This window comes from Cetobacterium sp. 2A (assembly GCF_014250685.1).
Taxonomy (GTDB): Bacteria; Fusobacteriota; Fusobacteriia; order Fusobacteriales; family Fusobacteriaceae; genus Cetobacterium.
On record NZ_JACFAJ010000001.1, the window covers coordinates 283,253 to 298,873 of the forward strand.

At 28.3% G+C, this 15,621-nt stretch carries 14 protein-coding genes; 10 read left to right on the plus strand and 4 right to left on the minus strand.

The window, feature by feature from the left end:
- Positions 1-11: 11 nt before the first annotated feature.
- Together H3N56_RS01430 and recA are read left to right on the plus strand one after the other, a co-directional pair.
- Complete coding sequence (locus H3N56_RS01430; RefSeq protein WP_185879563.1) at positions 12-620, plus strand: GNAT family N-acetyltransferase; 609 nt, start codon at positions 12-14, stop codon at positions 618-620.
- Between the two features lie 89 nt (positions 621-709).
- Positions 710-1,792 carry a recombinase RecA gene (gene recA / locus H3N56_RS01435; protein WP_185879564.1) on the plus strand — a complete coding sequence of 361 codons (1,083 nt, stop codon included), beginning with the start codon at positions 710-712 and terminating at the stop codon, positions 1,790-1,792.
- A 31-nt stretch (positions 1,793-1,823) separates the two neighbouring features.
- Here the strand turns inward: recA and H3N56_RS01440 are convergent, their stop codons facing one another.
- On the minus strand, positions 1,824-3,047 hold the full coding sequence (locus H3N56_RS01440; protein WP_221893417.1) for a dicarboxylate/amino acid:cation symporter: 1,224 nt from the start codon (positions 3,045-3,047) through the stop codon (positions 1,824-1,826).
- A 203-nt stretch (positions 3,048-3,250) separates the two neighbouring features.
- Here H3N56_RS01440 and H3N56_RS01445 point away from each other — a divergent pair, with 203 nt between their 5' ends.
- Complete coding sequence (locus H3N56_RS01445; protein WP_185879565.1) at positions 3,251-4,516, plus strand: histidine-type phosphatase; 1,266 nt, start codon at positions 3,251-3,253, stop codon at positions 4,514-4,516.
- On the opposite strand, the gene H3N56_RS01450 is transcribed toward H3N56_RS01445, so the two are convergent.
- Positions 4,483-5,961 (minus strand): helix-turn-helix domain-containing protein, encoded by a 1,479-nt coding sequence (locus H3N56_RS01450; RefSeq protein ID WP_185879566.1) that lies wholly within the window; start codon positions 5,959-5,961, stop codon positions 4,483-4,485. The two genes, H3N56_RS01445 and H3N56_RS01450, sit on opposite strands and share 34 nt — an antisense overlap.
- 177 nt (positions 5,962-6,138) lie before the next feature.
- Here H3N56_RS01450 and H3N56_RS01455 point away from each other — a divergent pair, with 177 nt between their 5' ends.
- The 6 genes from H3N56_RS01455 (at position 6,139) to H3N56_RS01480 (ending at position 12,854) form a co-directional block, all read left to right on the plus strand.
- A complete protein-coding gene (locus tag H3N56_RS01455; protein ID WP_185879567.1) occupies positions 6,139-7,578 on the plus strand; it encodes a TolC family protein in 1,440 nt (479 codons plus the stop codon).
- Positions 7,565-8,677, plus strand: a complete 1,113-nt coding sequence (locus H3N56_RS01460) for an HlyD family secretion protein (protein ID WP_185879568.1) — start codon at positions 7,565-7,567, stop codon at positions 8,675-8,677. Before H3N56_RS01455 ends, H3N56_RS01460 begins: the two co-directional genes overlap by 14 nt.
- Positions 8,674-10,161 (plus strand): DHA2 family efflux MFS transporter permease subunit, encoded by a 1,488-nt coding sequence (locus H3N56_RS01465; protein WP_185879569.1) that lies wholly within the window; start codon positions 8,674-8,676, stop codon positions 10,159-10,161. The genes H3N56_RS01460 and H3N56_RS01465 overlap by 4 nt, the downstream gene beginning before the upstream one ends.
- 67 nt (positions 10,162-10,228) lie before the next feature.
- The gene (yfcC, locus tag H3N56_RS01470) at positions 10,229-11,731 is read left to right on the plus strand and encodes a putative basic amino acid antiporter YfcC (protein WP_185879570.1); all 1,503 of its coding nucleotides are present in this window, start codon (positions 10,229-10,231) and stop codon (positions 11,729-11,731) included.
- 29 nt (positions 11,732-11,760) lie between these two features.
- Positions 11,761-12,120 carry a DUF309 domain-containing protein gene (locus H3N56_RS01475; RefSeq protein ID WP_185879571.1) on the plus strand — a complete coding sequence of 120 codons (360 nt, stop codon included), beginning with the start codon at positions 11,761-11,763 and terminating at the stop codon, positions 12,118-12,120.
- A gap of 23 nt (positions 12,121-12,143) precedes the next feature.
- Positions 12,144-12,854, plus strand: coding sequence for an SIMPL domain-containing protein (locus H3N56_RS01480; RefSeq protein ID WP_185879572.1), 711 nt, complete (start codon positions 12,144-12,146; stop codon positions 12,852-12,854).
- Between the two features lie 44 nt (positions 12,855-12,898).
- Here H3N56_RS01480 and H3N56_RS01485 read toward each other — a convergent pair whose 3' ends face one another.
- On the minus strand, positions 12,899-14,392 hold the full coding sequence (locus H3N56_RS01485; protein ID WP_370521039.1) for an ABC transporter substrate-binding protein: 1,494 nt from the start codon (positions 14,390-14,392) through the stop codon (positions 12,899-12,901).
- An 80-nt stretch (positions 14,393-14,472) separates the two neighbouring features.
- Positions 14,473-14,631 (minus strand): hypothetical protein, encoded by a 159-nt coding sequence (locus tag H3N56_RS01490; RefSeq protein WP_185879573.1) that lies wholly within the window; start codon positions 14,629-14,631, stop codon positions 14,473-14,475.
- Positions 14,632-14,894: 263 nt separating this feature from the next.
- Here H3N56_RS01490 and H3N56_RS01495 point away from each other — a divergent pair, with 263 nt between their 5' ends.
- Positions 14,895-15,542: a YitT family protein gene (locus H3N56_RS01495; RefSeq protein WP_185879574.1), complete on the plus strand. Its 648-nt coding sequence runs from the start codon at positions 14,895-14,897 to the stop codon at positions 15,540-15,542.
- The last annotated feature ends 79 nt before the right edge of the window (positions 15,543-15,621 follow it).

The window sequence follows — 15,621 nt, forward strand, 5'->3', positions numbered from 1 at the left end:
GAAGTGATAATGTGAATTTTTTAGAGATTTTTGGAACCCTTGCATCGACAACAATATTTTTGTCTCTTATGATGAGTTCTATTGTTAAATTGCGTTGGATTAATTTATTTGGATCTCTTTTATTTGCAGTGTACGGTTACCTTATAGGATCTTTTTCAACTATGTTTTTAAATATTGGAATAGTTGTTATCGATATATATTATTTGAAAAAACTTTATTTTTTTAAAGATGATTTTGAAATTATTGAAACGGATATTAATACTAGTTATTTTAAATACTTTTTAAAAAGAAATAAAAATGATATTCAGAAGTATTTTGATTTTGATAAAATTATGGATGCCGATATAGCTTATTATCTTTTAAGAAATAACTATTTAGTTGGAATTTTAATGATGAAAAAAGTAGATAATGATGTTGGACTTGTATCTTTAGATTATGTTACTCCAAAGTTTAGGGATATGAAATTTGGAAATTATCTTTACAATCAAAACAAAGAACTTTTTTTGAGTAAAGGTTATAGAAAAATTGTTCAAAAAACAAATAACACAGTTCATCAAAATTATTTATTAGAGATGGGATTTGTAAAAACAGATAGTAATACATTTACAAAATCTCTTTAGCAAGATGGACAAAATATAAAAATTATGGTATTATATATTATATATAAATATAGATAAGGTAGTAATTTTTATAGATAACGGAGGGGAAAATGGCAAAAAAATCAGATAATACAGATAAAGAAAAAGCTCTAGAAGCAGCAATGAAAAAAATCAGAAAAGACTTTGGAGAAGGTTCTATAATGAAGCTTGGAGAAAACCAAAGTATGAGCGTAGATGTCATTCCAACTGGAAGTATAAATCTTGATATAGCTTTAGGTATTGGAGGAGTTCCAAGAGGAAGAGTTGTAGAAGTTTACGGTGCTGAAAGTTCTGGAAAAACAACAATAGCTTTACATATAGTTGCTCAAGCACAAAAAGAGGGTGGAATAGCAGCATTTATAGATGCGGAACATGCTTTAGATCCAATTTATGCAAAAGCTTTAGGAGTAGATGTTGATGAGCTTTTAATTTCACAGCCCGACTTTGGAGAGCAAGCACTAGAAATAGCGGATATGCTTGTTAGATCAGGAGCTGTTGACGTTATAGTTATAGACTCTGTTGCTGCACTTGTGCCAAAGGCTGAGATTGATGGAGAGATGGGAGACCAACAAATGGGTCTTCAAGCAAGACTTATGTCTAAAGCTCTTAGAAAACTTACAGCTACACTTAATAAATCAAAAACAACAATGATATTTATAAATCAAGTAAGAGACAAAATTGGTGGATTTGGTTTTGGACCTCAAACTACAACTACAGGTGGAAAAGCACTTAAATTCTATTCATCTATAAGACTTGAAGTAAAAAGAATTGGAAGTGTGAAACAAGGTGATGAAATGATTGGTAACGAAACTGCGGTTAAAGTTACTAAAAATAAAGTAGCACCTCCATTTAAAGAAGCTAGATTCCAAATAATGTATGGAAAAGGAATATCAAGAGTAGGAGAAATTTTAGAAATTGCTCTAGATAATGATATCGTAAATAAATCAGGATCTTGGTTTAGTTTTGGAGACATAAGAATCGGACAAGGAAAAGAAAATGTTAAAACTAGATTAGAAAGCGATAAAGATCTTTTAGAAAAGATAGAAGAAGAAGTAAATAAAATAATTGGAGCAGGAAAAGTTCAGGCACCAATTGATGAGTCGGATAGTGAGAGTTCATTAGACGATGATGATTTTACAGAAGAAGAGATATAAAAAAAGAAGCTGAGTTATCTCAGCTTCTTTTTTAATTTGCAAGAGCTTCTTTCTTTTCTCTTTTTATTATACTATCCATAATGACAGCACACGAAGCATCTCCTAATGTATTTGTAGATGTTCTCATCATATCAAGTATTCTATCTATTCCAAACACAAGAGGAAGAGCTATAACAGGAACTCCAGCGGCAGCTAAAACAGCAACAACGAGAAGAGATGGTCCTGGAACTCCAGCTGTACCAACTGCTCCAAGAACAGATGTAAGAACAATAGCAACAAATTGACTAGCCCCAATTTCTATTCCAAACATTTGAGCGAAAAACATAGCTATTAAACCATAAAGCATTGCATTTCCATTCATATTAATTGTAGCTCCTAGTGGAAGAACAAAAGAAGCTGTAGTATTATCAACTCCTAACTCTTCACAACATCTTGTATTAACGGGAAGAGTTGCCATAGATGATGCTGTAGAGAATGCTAAAATTTGAGCTGGAGCTAAAGTTTTTAAGAATTTCAAAGGACTAATACCAGTAAATAGAGCTACAAGTCCTGGAATCATTCCAAAATGAATTGTTGAAAGTGCAATTGTAAAAACAATAAAAAGCTTTAATACCAATGTTAATATATCAATGCCAAATACTGCAATTGAATTAGCCATTAATCCAAATACTCCAAAAGGAGCAAGTAAAAGTATTTTTTCTACCATTTTTATAAGAACATCATTTACTGTACTTAAAACATCTAATACAGGTTTTTGTTTTTTTTCATCTAAACTCGCTAGACAGATTCCGAAAAATAGTGAGAAAACAAGTATTTGTAAAATATTTCCTGTTATAAGAGATTCAAAAGGATTGTTTGGAACTATTCCTATGATAGTATCCCAGAATCCTGCTACTTTTCCAGCCTCTGTATAAACTGAACTATCAGTTAATAGAGCCTCTGGAACCGTTACTCCCAGTCCAGGTTTGAATAAAGAACCAGCTCCAATTCCAATTAGTACAGATATTGCAGATGTAACTAAGTAATATGCTAAAGTAAGAAAGCCAACTTTACCAGCAGATTTAGTCTTTCCAAGAGATGCAGCACCCGATATGATGCTAAAAAATACAAGAGGAATAACTAACATTGTTATTAGTTTTAAAAATAGATTTCCTAATGGAGCAAATATGGCAGCTTTCTCACCCATTATAGCACCTACAGCTATTCCTAAAATCATAGCTATTATTATTAAAGAGTTGCTAGTTAATTTTTTCATTTGAGCCTCCTAAGACAAAGTTAAATATTTTTTTAATTTAGAAATATTTTAACATTTTAATCGTTTAAAATCAAATGTTATTTTCATAAAATGTAAAAAAGAAAATATATTTTCATTAAATTTTAAAAATAATGAAGTAAAAAAGAGGAAGATGGGGAAAATATATTGAATATCAAATTAAATATGACTAAGAGGAGAGGATTATGAAGAGAATTATGATTTGGTTTTTTCTAAGTGTTAATTTAATTTTTAGTAAAGATAAAAAAATGGAGATTAATACTTACCTTGGAACTCAAACTCCTTATGTGAAAGTTAAAAGAGAGTATACGCCTCCTCCTCCAGGATATGTACCTATTTATATAAATCATATAGGTAGACATGGAGCACGTTATTTATCCACTTCTAAAGATATAGATTATGTTATAAATATATTTGAAGATGCAAATAAAAAACAAAGTCTTACAGAAGATGGAAAGATTATCAGAAAATATATTATAAATATAGCAAACTATGAAAAAGAAAAGTTTGGTCTGCTTACCCCTTTAGGAAAAGAAATGGAAAAAGGAATTGCTAAGAGAATGTATGAAAATTTTCCAGAAGTTTTTGGGAAAGAAGTTATAGCAGTATCTACTTATGTGGAAAGAACTAAAGAAAGCATGAATAGTTTTTTAGAAGAACTTTCAAAATATACATCTTCAAATTTTTTTAAGTCTTCAAGTTATGGAAAAATAGATCCAATATTGAGATTTTTTAGTCTCAATAAGGCTTATTTAGAATATAAAGAAAAAGGCGATTGGAAAAAGGAACTTCAAAATTTTGAAAATAAAGAAGATTTTTCAACTGATTTTTTAAAAAAATTCTTTTCAGAAAGTTATTTGAAAGAAATTCATGAAAAAAATAAATTTTCACAAATTCTTTATGAGATATATGGGAATCAATTCGACATTAAGAAGAATTTTGGATTAGGAGACTTCTTTACAGAAAAAGAACTTAAAATATTATGGGAAAATGAAAATTTATCTCAATATCTTGAAAAAGGTCCTGGAAATATAGGAAATGAGATTTCTACAAACGTATCTGTTATCTTATTAAAAGATTTCTTAGTAACATCTGAGGCTGCTTTACTAAATAGAAAAACGTCAGCGAATTTAAGGTTTGCTCATGCTGAAACTATAATTCCATTTGCGAGTATACTAAAGATAAAAGGAGCATCAGAACAAACTGATGATTTAATTGAGGTTAAAAATATATGGAAAGACTATGAAATAGCTCCGATGGGAGCCAATATTCAATGGATTTTTTATGAGCATAATAATGAAAACCCTATCCTTGTTAAAATGTTATACAATGAAAAAGAAATAGAGTTTCCGATTGAAAGTCAACAGAAACCCTATTATAAATGGGAAGATATAAAGAAATTTTATTCAGAAATTGTTTATTTTCTTTTAACTCCAAATTTTTCAAAATAATAAGGATTATTATGGTGACAAATAGGATTTATTCTATGATATTCTAGGTTTAAATTTCTATTGATAAGATTGCTATTGATATCTATAAAAAAGACTTTTTTATAAGTCTTTTTTATTTTATCCCAGTCAATTTCTGTATAAATAGAACTAACATCTACATTTTTTACTTTGTAATTTTTCAAAAGTTCGTCTTTTATACTATCTCCTACCCAATTTGAGACACTGTAATCTACGATAAAAATATCAGGAATTTCTGAGTATATTTTTTGTTTTAATATATTTTTTATTAAAAATGTTCCCATAACCAGATCTTCTTCGTAGATGTTTCCTAAGTGTTTTTCAAAATTAAATTTAAGAATTTCAAAGACAGAAGTTAATCGATTCGGGAGATTTTCTTTTCTTATATTGTATCTCGTTAAACCGAATTTAAATTTATATTGTGCAGTTCCAAAAAATTCTGAAAGGATTCTTTTATCTTGTGAAAGAAAATTACAACGAAAATTACTTTCTAATTCTTTTACTAAGATTTCTAATTTATTATCATGAAAAATTTTATGTTTGAAACTGATTGGATGAGATTTTAAAATAATAAAAGCAATTATTTTTAAATCTTTACCAAGAAATTGCAATTCTTTAAAATATTTTGAATTTTTTATGATTTCCCAATACCTATTATATTCGTCTGTAACTTCAGAAGGATAGTGGTCGAAAGGAATAAAGTTAATAATATTTGTATTATTTTTAGATTTTAAAAAAATTAAAAAAGCTACTATAGAATTAAATTGATAGATTCCGATTGTTTCCGGAATAGAGCTACAAATATTTCTAGTAAAATTATAAAATGTACTTTCTAATTCTTCTGAAACTACTTCTCTTAAAAGTTCTATAATTTTGGGATTAACCTTATTATTATAGAGTTTTTCAGTATTAGGATTAAAATCTCTTTCCAAGAGCCTTTTTAATAAAAATTTTATACTAAAATCAATTTTTTTAGACAAATCTCCCTTCAGATAAATCCCTTTATATGATGTACTTTCTATCTCTAATCCAAATGGTTTTAAAAATTTTTTTATTTTTATGATGTCATTAAATAGTGTTTGTCTGGTTACATCAAAAATTTTAGAAACTTTCAACAATGTAGTGAAATCATTAAAGATTAAGTCTAAAATTAGATATTGGAATCTTTCCTCTGATGAGAAATTATCGATAGTAGAAATCTTTTTTAGAACTTGTTCATAGTTAGTTTCTGAAAATACATAGTAATTATCTATTTTTGAGATTGGGGGAATTGAATGTTCAGAAAGAAAATTATTTATTTTTTTAAATTGATTTCGAATAGTCATTTCAGAACATTGAAATTCTTTTATAAGATCCTTTATATAAACTCTATCATTATTGAGAAAGTACTTGATAATATTGATATCTTTATAATTTAAATGATTCATTTAGATAACTCCTTCTTAGCATGGGACAAAATACTATTCTTTAAATAGTCAATAAGGTCTTTATTTTACTATTTTTGTTCGTTAAAAGTCAAGACGTATAGAATATTAAAAAATAAAAATGATTTTTTTAAATAATTTCGAACAAAGTAGAAAAATAATATTTAATTAGGGGGGAATATGGAAAATAAAAGAATTTTCTTAGTTTCTGGATTTATGCTATTTTATCTTGGATGCATGAGAGTACCAAAATTAGAAATAAATAATATTGAAACTATTTCTAAAGATCAGAATTTAAGTAATTTAGTTAAATTAAAATTTACGGAAAATAATTGGTGGGAAGTATATGGTGATGAAAATCTTAATAAACTTATCAATATATCGTTAGAAACCAATAAAACCCTTCAAATAGCCTTCTTGAATATAGAAAAATCTTCTGAAATTATTAATTTATCTAAATCGCAAAATGGCCCTAATATTGATTTGAATGGGGTTCTTGAAAGACAAAAAATATCAAGATATGCATCCCCAAGTAGAGTTTTGAATCCATATAGATATACAGATGTTGGTCAACTTGAATTGGGAGGTAACTATATTTTTGATTTGTTTGGAAAATTTAAAGCATTAGTTAAGGAAGCTAATTATCAAAAAGATGCGATGATTCTAAATTCAAAATTGGTTGAACTCACTATAACTACAGAAGTATCACAATTATATGGCGAATATTTATATTTACAATTAGTAGAAAAGAATATAAATGAAAGACGGTATTTGTTATCTGAAATAATAATGATGCTTGAGGAAAAAATAAAAATTGGCACAGGAACAATAGATGAACTTTTAGTTATTCAAAATGACTTATCAAATTTAAATATTTCCTTAAAACAAAATAATTACGAAAGAAATAAAATAAAAAATAATTTAAATTTATTAACTGGTTTTAAAGCTACTAAAAATATTGAGGAGATACTAAATAATAACGAAAATTATTCAGATATTTCCTTATTAAATAAAAATTTAAATATAAACGAAGTATCATCTGAAGTAGTTGAAAAAAGACCTGATGTTCAATATTATCTATGCCTTATTAAGGGGCAACAAGAACATTTGAAATCTTTAAAAGCAGATTTTTATCCACAATTTTCTATAAATGGTCGATATGGATTTGATTCCGTAAAAATTGGTGATTTATTTGAAAAATCAAGTTTATCTGGGCTTATAGGATCAGGAATAACTTTTCCTATATTTCATGGTGGAGCTATAAAAAGTAATTATAAAATTGGGGGTGTAGATTTAAATATTTTTATAGAAAATTACAATGAAACTCTTTTAAATGCATTTAATAATGTAAATAACAGTATCATCAAAGCAAAGACTGCAAATGAGATTTTAAACTTATCAAATCAAAATTTAAATAAATCTACTAAAATATACCTTCGTGAAAAAGAAAGATATGATTTAGGAAGTTCTTCAAAATATGATTATCTTGTAGCTAAATATAATTTATTGACTATAACTTTAGCAAAGGAAGAAAGTCTATATAATAGATATCTTCAACAAATTAATCTTATAAATGCCTTAGGTGGATATTATGTGGGAGGAGATTATGGAAAAAAGTAAGACAAAATTAAAAATAATGATATTTGTGGGAGTTACTTTTATTGTAGTATTGTTGTATATACTTTATGTTTTGTTATATGGAAGATTTCATATAGAAATTACAGATTCTTATTCAGCTGGAAATCAAAATTCTATAACATCTCAAGTGAGTGGAACTATTAAAGAAATTATGATTGAAGATACACAAATTGTTAAACAAGGAGAACTAATTGCTATTGTTGATGATGTGGATTATAAATTGTCGTTAGCTCAAGCTGAGGCTAATTTAGGTCAATCAGTAAAATCATATTACTCTTTAATGGCTCAGGTAAATCAAAATAAAGATAGTTTAAAATCAGAGGAGAGTAATTTAAAAAACTCGGAAGAAACTTATAGAAGAGATTTAAAATCTTTTCAGGTTGGGTTGATAAGTAAACAGAGTTTGGAAAATTCAAAAAATAGTTTAGAAGCTGCCAGAGCTTCATATGAAGATATGAAAACATCTTTAAAAAATTCAGAAATTCAACTAAGTTCTCAAAATATATATACCCACCCATTGGTAGCTGGTGCAATTACAAATTATAAAAATGCATATATAAATCTTTTGAGAACAAGAATATATTCGCCTGTTGATGGAAAGATTGTTGGAAAATCAGTGTATCTCGGACAACAAATATCTGTTGGACAAAATTTGGCATCAGTTATAGATTTAGAAGATATTTGGGTTAACGTAAATGCAAAAGAAACTGAAATGGATAAAATTAAAATTGGAAATTTAGTTCAATTAGAAAGTGATTATAATAGTAAAATATATGAGGGATATATTCAAGGTATATCAGCTGGAAGTGGATCAGCTCTTTCTTTAATCCCAGCACAGAATGCAACTGGAAACTGGATAAAGATTGTTCAAAGAGTTCCAATCAGAGTAGCAATTAAAAAAAATAGTTTAGAAAAAAATGGAACAATACCCATTGGAACTTCAGTTGTAGCAACAGTAAAAACAAAAGAATTCGAAAAAGATATGGAACCATATCCAGTTAAAGTATCTACTTTATATTCAGTAGATGAGGCAAGTATAAACGAAAAAATAAAATCTATAATAGAGGCGAATAGCCTATGAAAGAAACAGACAAAATAATACTTATGATTTGTTTGTGCACTGGGGCATTTATGAATCTACTTGATACAACAATAGTAAATGTTTCTATTCCTCATATTGCTGGGAGTTTTGGGGTTGCAACATCAGACGGGACATGGGTTATAACATCTTATGCTGTATCTGAAGCAATACTTTTACCATTAATTGGATGGTTATCGAGTAGAATTGGAATTATAAAGCAATATCTTTGCGCTACTGTTATTTTTGCACTCATAAGTGCACTTTGTGGAATAAGTCCAAATTTTGAAACCATGCTTTTTTTTAGAGTTTTACAAGGGGTTGTTGGAGCTAGTATGATTCCACTTTCTCAAACTTTAATGACAGCACTATATCCACCAGAAAAAAGATCTTTTCCACTAGGTATTTGGTCTATGACTGTTGTTTTTGCACCTATTGTAGGTCCGATTTTAGGAGGATGGATAACTGATAATTTAAATTGGCGATGGGCTTTTTATATAAATCTACCATTAGGTATAGTTTCTACCTATATAGCTCATTTGATTTATAAAAAATATGATATAAATGATAAGACGTCCAAAACATCTGTTGATAAGTGGGGAATTATCTTTCTTGCCCTAGGAGTTGGGTCACTACAAATTATGCTTGATAAAGGAAATGAATATAATTGGTTTTCTAATATGACTATTGTTGTTTTGGCTTTGTCAGCATTTGTATTTTTAATAATAATGGTAATTTGGGAATGGGACAATAATAACCCAGTTGTAAATGTAAGATTATTTTTACGAAGGAATTTTTTAGTTGGATCGTTTTGTCTTTTTGCTGCGGTTGCAGTTATATATGCAATGGTTATAGTTCTTCCATTATGGTTACAAGAATATATGGGATACACAGCGTTTAAAAGTGGATTGACGTTATTTTATCAAGCTCTTCCTGTTCTATTCTTTGCGCCTATATTGGGAAAATATGGATCTAAAATCGATGCTAGAAAAGCTATGTCTTTAGGATTTTTAATAATGGGACTTGTTGCAATATTTATAAGTTATCCACCTAATGCTTCTCAAGGATATATCTCATACACAAGATTTTTATTTGGTTTTGGAATGGCATTATTCTTTGTTCCAGCTAATATTTTAGCGCTCTCAGGAATACCACAAGATAAGGTTGCAGATGCTTCTGGGATTTTTAATTTTATGAGAAATATGGGGATAAGTTTTGGAACTGCTCTATCAGTAAACTACTGGGATAACAAGGTATCATTTTTTCATTCAGAATTAGCATCGAGTATAAACAGTTCCAATCCAAATTTCAGCTCTTATATGAGTACTTTGCCAGGAACATACCAAGACAAATTAGCTATAATAAATCAGGAAGTTACAAACCAAGCTGCCACTATGGGAATGAATCAAATCTTTTATATAACTGGAATAATCCTAATTTGTATAATTCCATTTATTTTTATAGCTAAAAGTACAATAAAAAAATAGTTGAAATACTTAAAAATATGTCATATACTCATAATAACTTTCAAAAATATATTCAAGGGGGAGAAAAATGAAAAAAAATTTTAAAATGCCAGATACTTACATCATTATATTTTTTGTAGTACTTTTTGCGGCATTTTTAACTTATGTAGTACCGGTTGGAAATTTTGATTTGCATAAAGTTAGTTATTTAACAGAAACAGGTGCAGAAAAAACAAGAACAGTACCTATTCCAGGGACATTCCATTATGAACTTACAGAATCAGGACAACCTTTAACAAAGGGAATACCGTTCTTTGCTCCAGGAGGAGAGATTGGAGTATCGAATTATGTTTTTGAAGGATTAGTAAGTGGAGACAAGTGGGGAACAGCAGTTGGAATAATTGCTTTCATCTTAATAACAGGAGGAGCTTTTGGAATTATATTAAGAACAAAATCAGTTGAAGCTGGTCTTATGCATATGATAAAGAAAACGAAAGGGTCCGAAGTTTTACTCTTGCCTCTTGTATTCGTTTTATTTTCATTAGGAGGAGCAGTTTTTGGAATGGGAGAGGAAGCAATTCCTTTTGCAATGATTTTGATTCCTATAGTTGTTGGAATGGGATATGATGCTATAACTGGTATCTTAATTTGCTACATATCTACTCAAATTGGTTTTGCTACATCTTGGATGAATCCATTCAGTGTTGCAGTAGCTCAAGGTGTTGCTGGACTTCCTGTGCTCTCTGGTGCTGGATATAGAATAGCTATGTGGGTGTTCTTCACTGGATTTGGAGTTTTATATACATTAAGTTATGCAAAAAAAATAAAAGCTAATCCAGAACTTTCAATATCTTATGAAAGTGATCAAGATTATAGAAATGATTTCAAAAGTGATGAGGAAGCAGATATTCCATTCACATTTGGTCACAAGTTAGTTCTTGCTATTATTTTCTTTGGAATGGCATGGATTGTTTATGGTGTAGTTGTATTTGGATATTATTTACCTGAAATAGCAACACAATTTGTTATAATGGGAGTTTCAGCGGGAATTGTAGGAGTTATATTTAAATTAAATAATATGACTGTTAATGATATAGGAACATCATTTAGAAAAGGAGCTGAAGATTTAATAGGAGCTGCTTTGGTAGTAGGAATGGCTAAAGGTATTGTATTAGTTCTTGGTGGAACAGATGCAGGAAGTCCAACTGTTCTTAATACAGTTCTTAACTGGGTAGCTAACGGATTATCAGGAATGCATGCAACGGTATCCGCATTTGCGATGTATATCTTCCAATCTATATTTAACTTCTTTGTAGTTTCTGGATCTGGACAGGCTGCTTTAACAATGCCAATTATGGCACCATTATCAGATCTTGTAGGAGTTCCAAGACAAGTTGCGGTATTAGCATTCCAATTAGGAGATGGATTTACAAATATGATAGTTCCAACTTCTGGAATTCTTATGGCTATATTAGGAATTGCAAAAGTTGAATGGGGAAAATGGGCTAAATATCAAATAAAGTTCCAACTTATTTTATTTTTCTTTGGATCTTTATTTATAATAGGCGGAGTTTTAATGAATTATCAATAAATAAAAAAGTATGAAATGAGTAACTAATTATGGAAAATATTCAAAAATATTTAGAATTTATCCAAGAGTTTCATGAAGGTAGAGATTATTTTAAATGCCATGAAATTCTTGAAGATATTTGGATTGAGGAAACTGGTTGTAAAACTAAAATACACCCAGCTATTAAATTATTATTAGTTGCAGTTGGAGCACACCATTGGAGAAATAGAAATCTAAGAGGAGCATCGATTGTGTTTGAAAGATCATTAACTAATTTTAATGAGATAAAGGAAAAGATAGATGAAATTGGAATAAATTCTGATGAACTGGATAAAATAATTAAAACTAAAATAATTTGTATAAAAAATGGATTTGAATATGAGGATTTTGATTTACCTTATAAAAAGTAAACGTAAGAGGAGGATATTGTTCCATGATTGAAAATAAAAATTTGACTTTAGCTGCTTTAATTTTAGCAGTCGGAATCTCTTCTGCTGGATTTTTTGTTAATTCTGGTATTAAATATTTTAAAAGTTATGATAGATCTGTGGCTGTAAAAGGTCTTTCTGAAGAAATTGTAAAATCAGATTTAGCTACGTGGAATATTAATTTTACTGTTTCTGGAGATAATTTAAAAGATCTTTACGATAACGTTAGTGAAAATCAAAGCGTTATTAAAGAATTCCTTATATCTAGAGGGTTTAAAAACGATGAAATTCAGATTGGAACACTGATGACTCAAGATAATTGGAATAATAATTATGGAAATACAAGTTCAAATCTTCCACGTTTTACAATTACAGGTTCTATAACACTGAGTACTCCAGATGTAGATTTGGTTTATAACAGTAGTCAAAATTCTGGAGAATTAGTTAATAAAGGTATTATTGTTACTTATAGTAATATCAATTATTTTTATACAAATTTAAATACCATAAAAGAAAAAATGCTAAATGAAGCAACTCAAAATGCTAAACGTGCAGCAGAAACTTTTGCTCAAAATACTGATAGCAAGATATCGGGAATAAAGCATGCCAGCCAAGGAGTTTTTACTATAACTTCTCCTGATAGTATTTCTGGTGATACGGTTACTATTGATAAAAAGGTAAGAGTTGTTACATCAATTGATTTTTTCTTAAGATAAATCAAAAGATGGGTAGCTGATATTTAATCAACTACCCATCTTTTTTAATTAATTGTAGTGTTTTCTAATATGTGATTACCGTTTGGATTAAAGATGAAACCTTGGACTCTTTTATTTAAACCTATATTATAAGTTTTATAAATTAATGGGATAATAGGATTTTCATTTTGTAAGATAGTTTGAACTTGTTTATAGTTGTCTTCTCTTACTTTTAAATCTTTTTCTATTTTAGAGTCATCTAAAAGCTTATCTACATCTTTATTCGTATAGAAGCTTCTATTCCCAACTGAACCATGAGATGAGCTGTGAACTAAAGGATAAAGACCATAATCAGCATCTCCTGTGCTAGCATACCAAAGTCCAATTAACATATCATGTTTTCCTTGAGCAGTAAAACTTAAAAAAGATGATAACTCTAAAACTTCAATATTTATATCTATCCCAATTTCTTTTAAATTTGATTGTATAATTTGTGCTGTTTGATATTTTGAGTTATCTTCATAAATCCAAAGATTTAATTTTATTGGAGTTTTAATTCCTGAATCAGCTAAAAGTTGTTTAGCTTTTTTTATATTGTAACTATTTTTATCTAAATCATTATTTATTCCAAAAACACTAGGAGCCAATATGGAGTGAGCTATTTCGGCATTATTTTCGAAGGCTACTTCAGAGATTGCTCTTTTATTTATTGCATATTTAATTGCATTTCGAACATTTTTATTTGATAAAATTCCTTTTTCAGTATTAATTGATAAAAAGTCAGTTCCTAAAGATGGTTTGCTAATAAAATCTAAATTTTTATTATTTTTAAATGATTTTATATCAATAGAAGAAATATCATAAGCTATATCTACCTCTCCCGTTTCAAGTGCTATAAATCTACTAGTATTTTCAGGAATAGTTTTGAAGACTAAGTTTTTAACTGAACTTTGACCTTTGAAATAATTATCAAATGATTCAAGTTCAACTTTTTCTCCTATTCCCCATTTTTTTATTTTATAAGCTCCTGTTCCTACTAAATTAATCCCTTCATCATTGGATTTTATTTCTTTAACTATTGCTAGGGATGAATGAGAAAAATTATGTAATAAAATAGAAGTAGCATATTTTTGTTCAATTTTTAGGTTATATCTATCGACAACTTCAATGCTTTTAATAGATTCTACTAGAACCTTGGAAATTGGAATAGAAATATTTCTATTCAAGCTATCTGCTACTATTTGAGCAGTTAACTCCTGATTATCGTGAAATTTTATTCCTTTTTTTATAGTTATATTAACAAAACCATTTGAAAGCTCATTATATTTTTCTGCCAATTCAGGTTGAATTTTTCCATTTGAATCCAAAACAAAAAGATTGTTATAAATTTGTTTCGTGACAGCCAAAGTCGAACTATCAGTATGTTTTTGTGGATCAAAAGAACGAGGTTTATATCCTAATGCTACTACCAATGTCTCATTTTTTTGATTTGCAAATATTGAATCTTTAAATAAAATAGAAATAACAAATAAAAAACATAATAATAAATTTTTTCTCACTTTTTCCTCCCAATATATTGTCTTCAATATTAGAAATATACCATTATATTGGGAAAATTCAAAAATAAAATATTTATATTTTATTTTTCATTTGTCCAATCATATCCATTTAAAATAGATTCGATTTTTTCTTTTTCATCTAAAGTGTCAACACAGATATCTTTTAAGAAAATATTTACAAAGTCAGAGGTGTGTCTTTCAAGATTATGTACTATTTTTTCAACCTTGTAGTACTGCATATTATTTTCAGAAATTTCTACGATTTCTTCACCAATTCTAGGTAATACATTAAAGTTTACACTTTTAAAAAATTCAGATAAATTATCAGATTTTTTTTAAGATACTCTTAAATATAAGTTAGCGTTCATATTAAATCCTCCTATTTTAAACATGTTAAATTTATGACATATATTAATTCAAAATTAAGTTAAAAAATCCTTTATACTTATTTTATTTGTGCTATAATCTATCATAAATAAAATTATAGAGAGAGTGTGTAAAAATGAAAAAAGAGATCTTAAGATATCTAAAACTTTTTGTTGGAATTTTTATTTGTTCATTTGGAACAACTATCATTATTAATGCAAATTTGGGACTTTCTCCTTGGGATGTTTTTCATCAAGGATTAACCAATATTTTTCCAGTGACATTGGGACAAGCAAGTATTTTAACTGGAATAGTCATAATAACCATAGATATATTTTTAGGACAAAAATTAGGAGTAGGGACCATAATAAATATGGTTTTTTATGGGATATTTCTAGATGTAATATCTAGTTTAAAGATTATTCCAACTTCAAATGTTGTATTCACCGGGATATTAATGATGATTATAGGATTGTTTATTTTTAGTTATGGATGTTATTTGTATATTTCTTCAGGGCTTGGATGTGGTCCAAGAGATGCACTGATGGTTGCATTAACACAAAGAACTAAATTATCAGTAAAATTTATTAGGAATATATTAGAAATGTCAGCATTAACGGTTGGGTATTTTTTAGGTGGATATACAGGAGTTGGAACACTAGCTGCCACGTTATTAACTGGAATAATAATACAAACTACATTTAGAATGGTAAACTTTAATGTTAGTTCTGTGGAGCATAGATCACTAAAAGATGAATTTAATATGATAAAAAGAAAAATATAAAAAATGGTAGAAAAATCTTCAGATTTTTCTACCATTTTTTCTTATGTTTCTTTAAAGCAGCAATCATAAAAAAGGGAGT

What these genes read in the sequence shown, in the direction of transcription:
- H3N56_RS01440 (WP_221893417.1), bottom strand. Translation starts at nt 3,047, where the DNA reads ATGAAAAAATTAACTAGCAACTCTTTAATAATAATAGCTATGATTTTA.
- yfcC (WP_185879570.1), top strand. Translation starts at nt 10,229, where the DNA reads ATGAAAAAAAATTTTAAAATGCCAGATACTTACATCATTATATTTTTT.
- H3N56_RS01450 (WP_185879566.1), bottom strand. Translation starts at nt 5,961, where the DNA reads ATGAATCATTTAAATTATAAAGATATCAATATTATCAAGTACTTTCTC.
- H3N56_RS01460 (WP_185879568.1), top strand. Translation starts at nt 7,565, where the DNA reads ATGGAAAAAAGTAAGACAAAATTAAAAATAATGATATTTGTGGGAGTT.
- H3N56_RS01465 (WP_185879569.1), top strand. Translation starts at nt 8,674, where the DNA reads ATGAAAGAAACAGACAAAATAATACTTATGATTTGTTTGTGCACTGGG.
- H3N56_RS01455 (WP_185879567.1), top strand. Translation starts at nt 6,139, where the DNA reads ATGGAAAATAAAAGAATTTTCTTAGTTTCTGGATTTATGCTATTTTAT.
- H3N56_RS01490 (WP_185879573.1), bottom strand. Translation starts at nt 14,631, where the DNA reads ATGCAGTACTACAAGGTTGAAAAAATAGTACATAATCTTGAAAGACAC.
- H3N56_RS01445 (WP_185879565.1), top strand. Translation starts at nt 3,251, where the DNA reads ATGAAGAGAATTATGATTTGGTTTTTTCTAAGTGTTAATTTAATTTTT.
- recA (WP_185879564.1), top strand. Translation starts at nt 710, where the DNA reads ATGGCAAAAAAATCAGATAATACAGATAAAGAAAAAGCTCTAGAAGCA.
- H3N56_RS01495 (WP_185879574.1), top strand. Translation starts at nt 14,895, where the DNA reads ATGAAAAAAGAGATCTTAAGATATCTAAAACTTTTTGTTGGAATTTTT.
- H3N56_RS01475 (WP_185879571.1), top strand. Translation starts at nt 11,761, where the DNA reads ATGGAAAATATTCAAAAATATTTAGAATTTATCCAAGAGTTTCATGAA.
- H3N56_RS01480 (WP_185879572.1), top strand. Translation starts at nt 12,144, where the DNA reads ATGATTGAAAATAAAAATTTGACTTTAGCTGCTTTAATTTTAGCAGTC.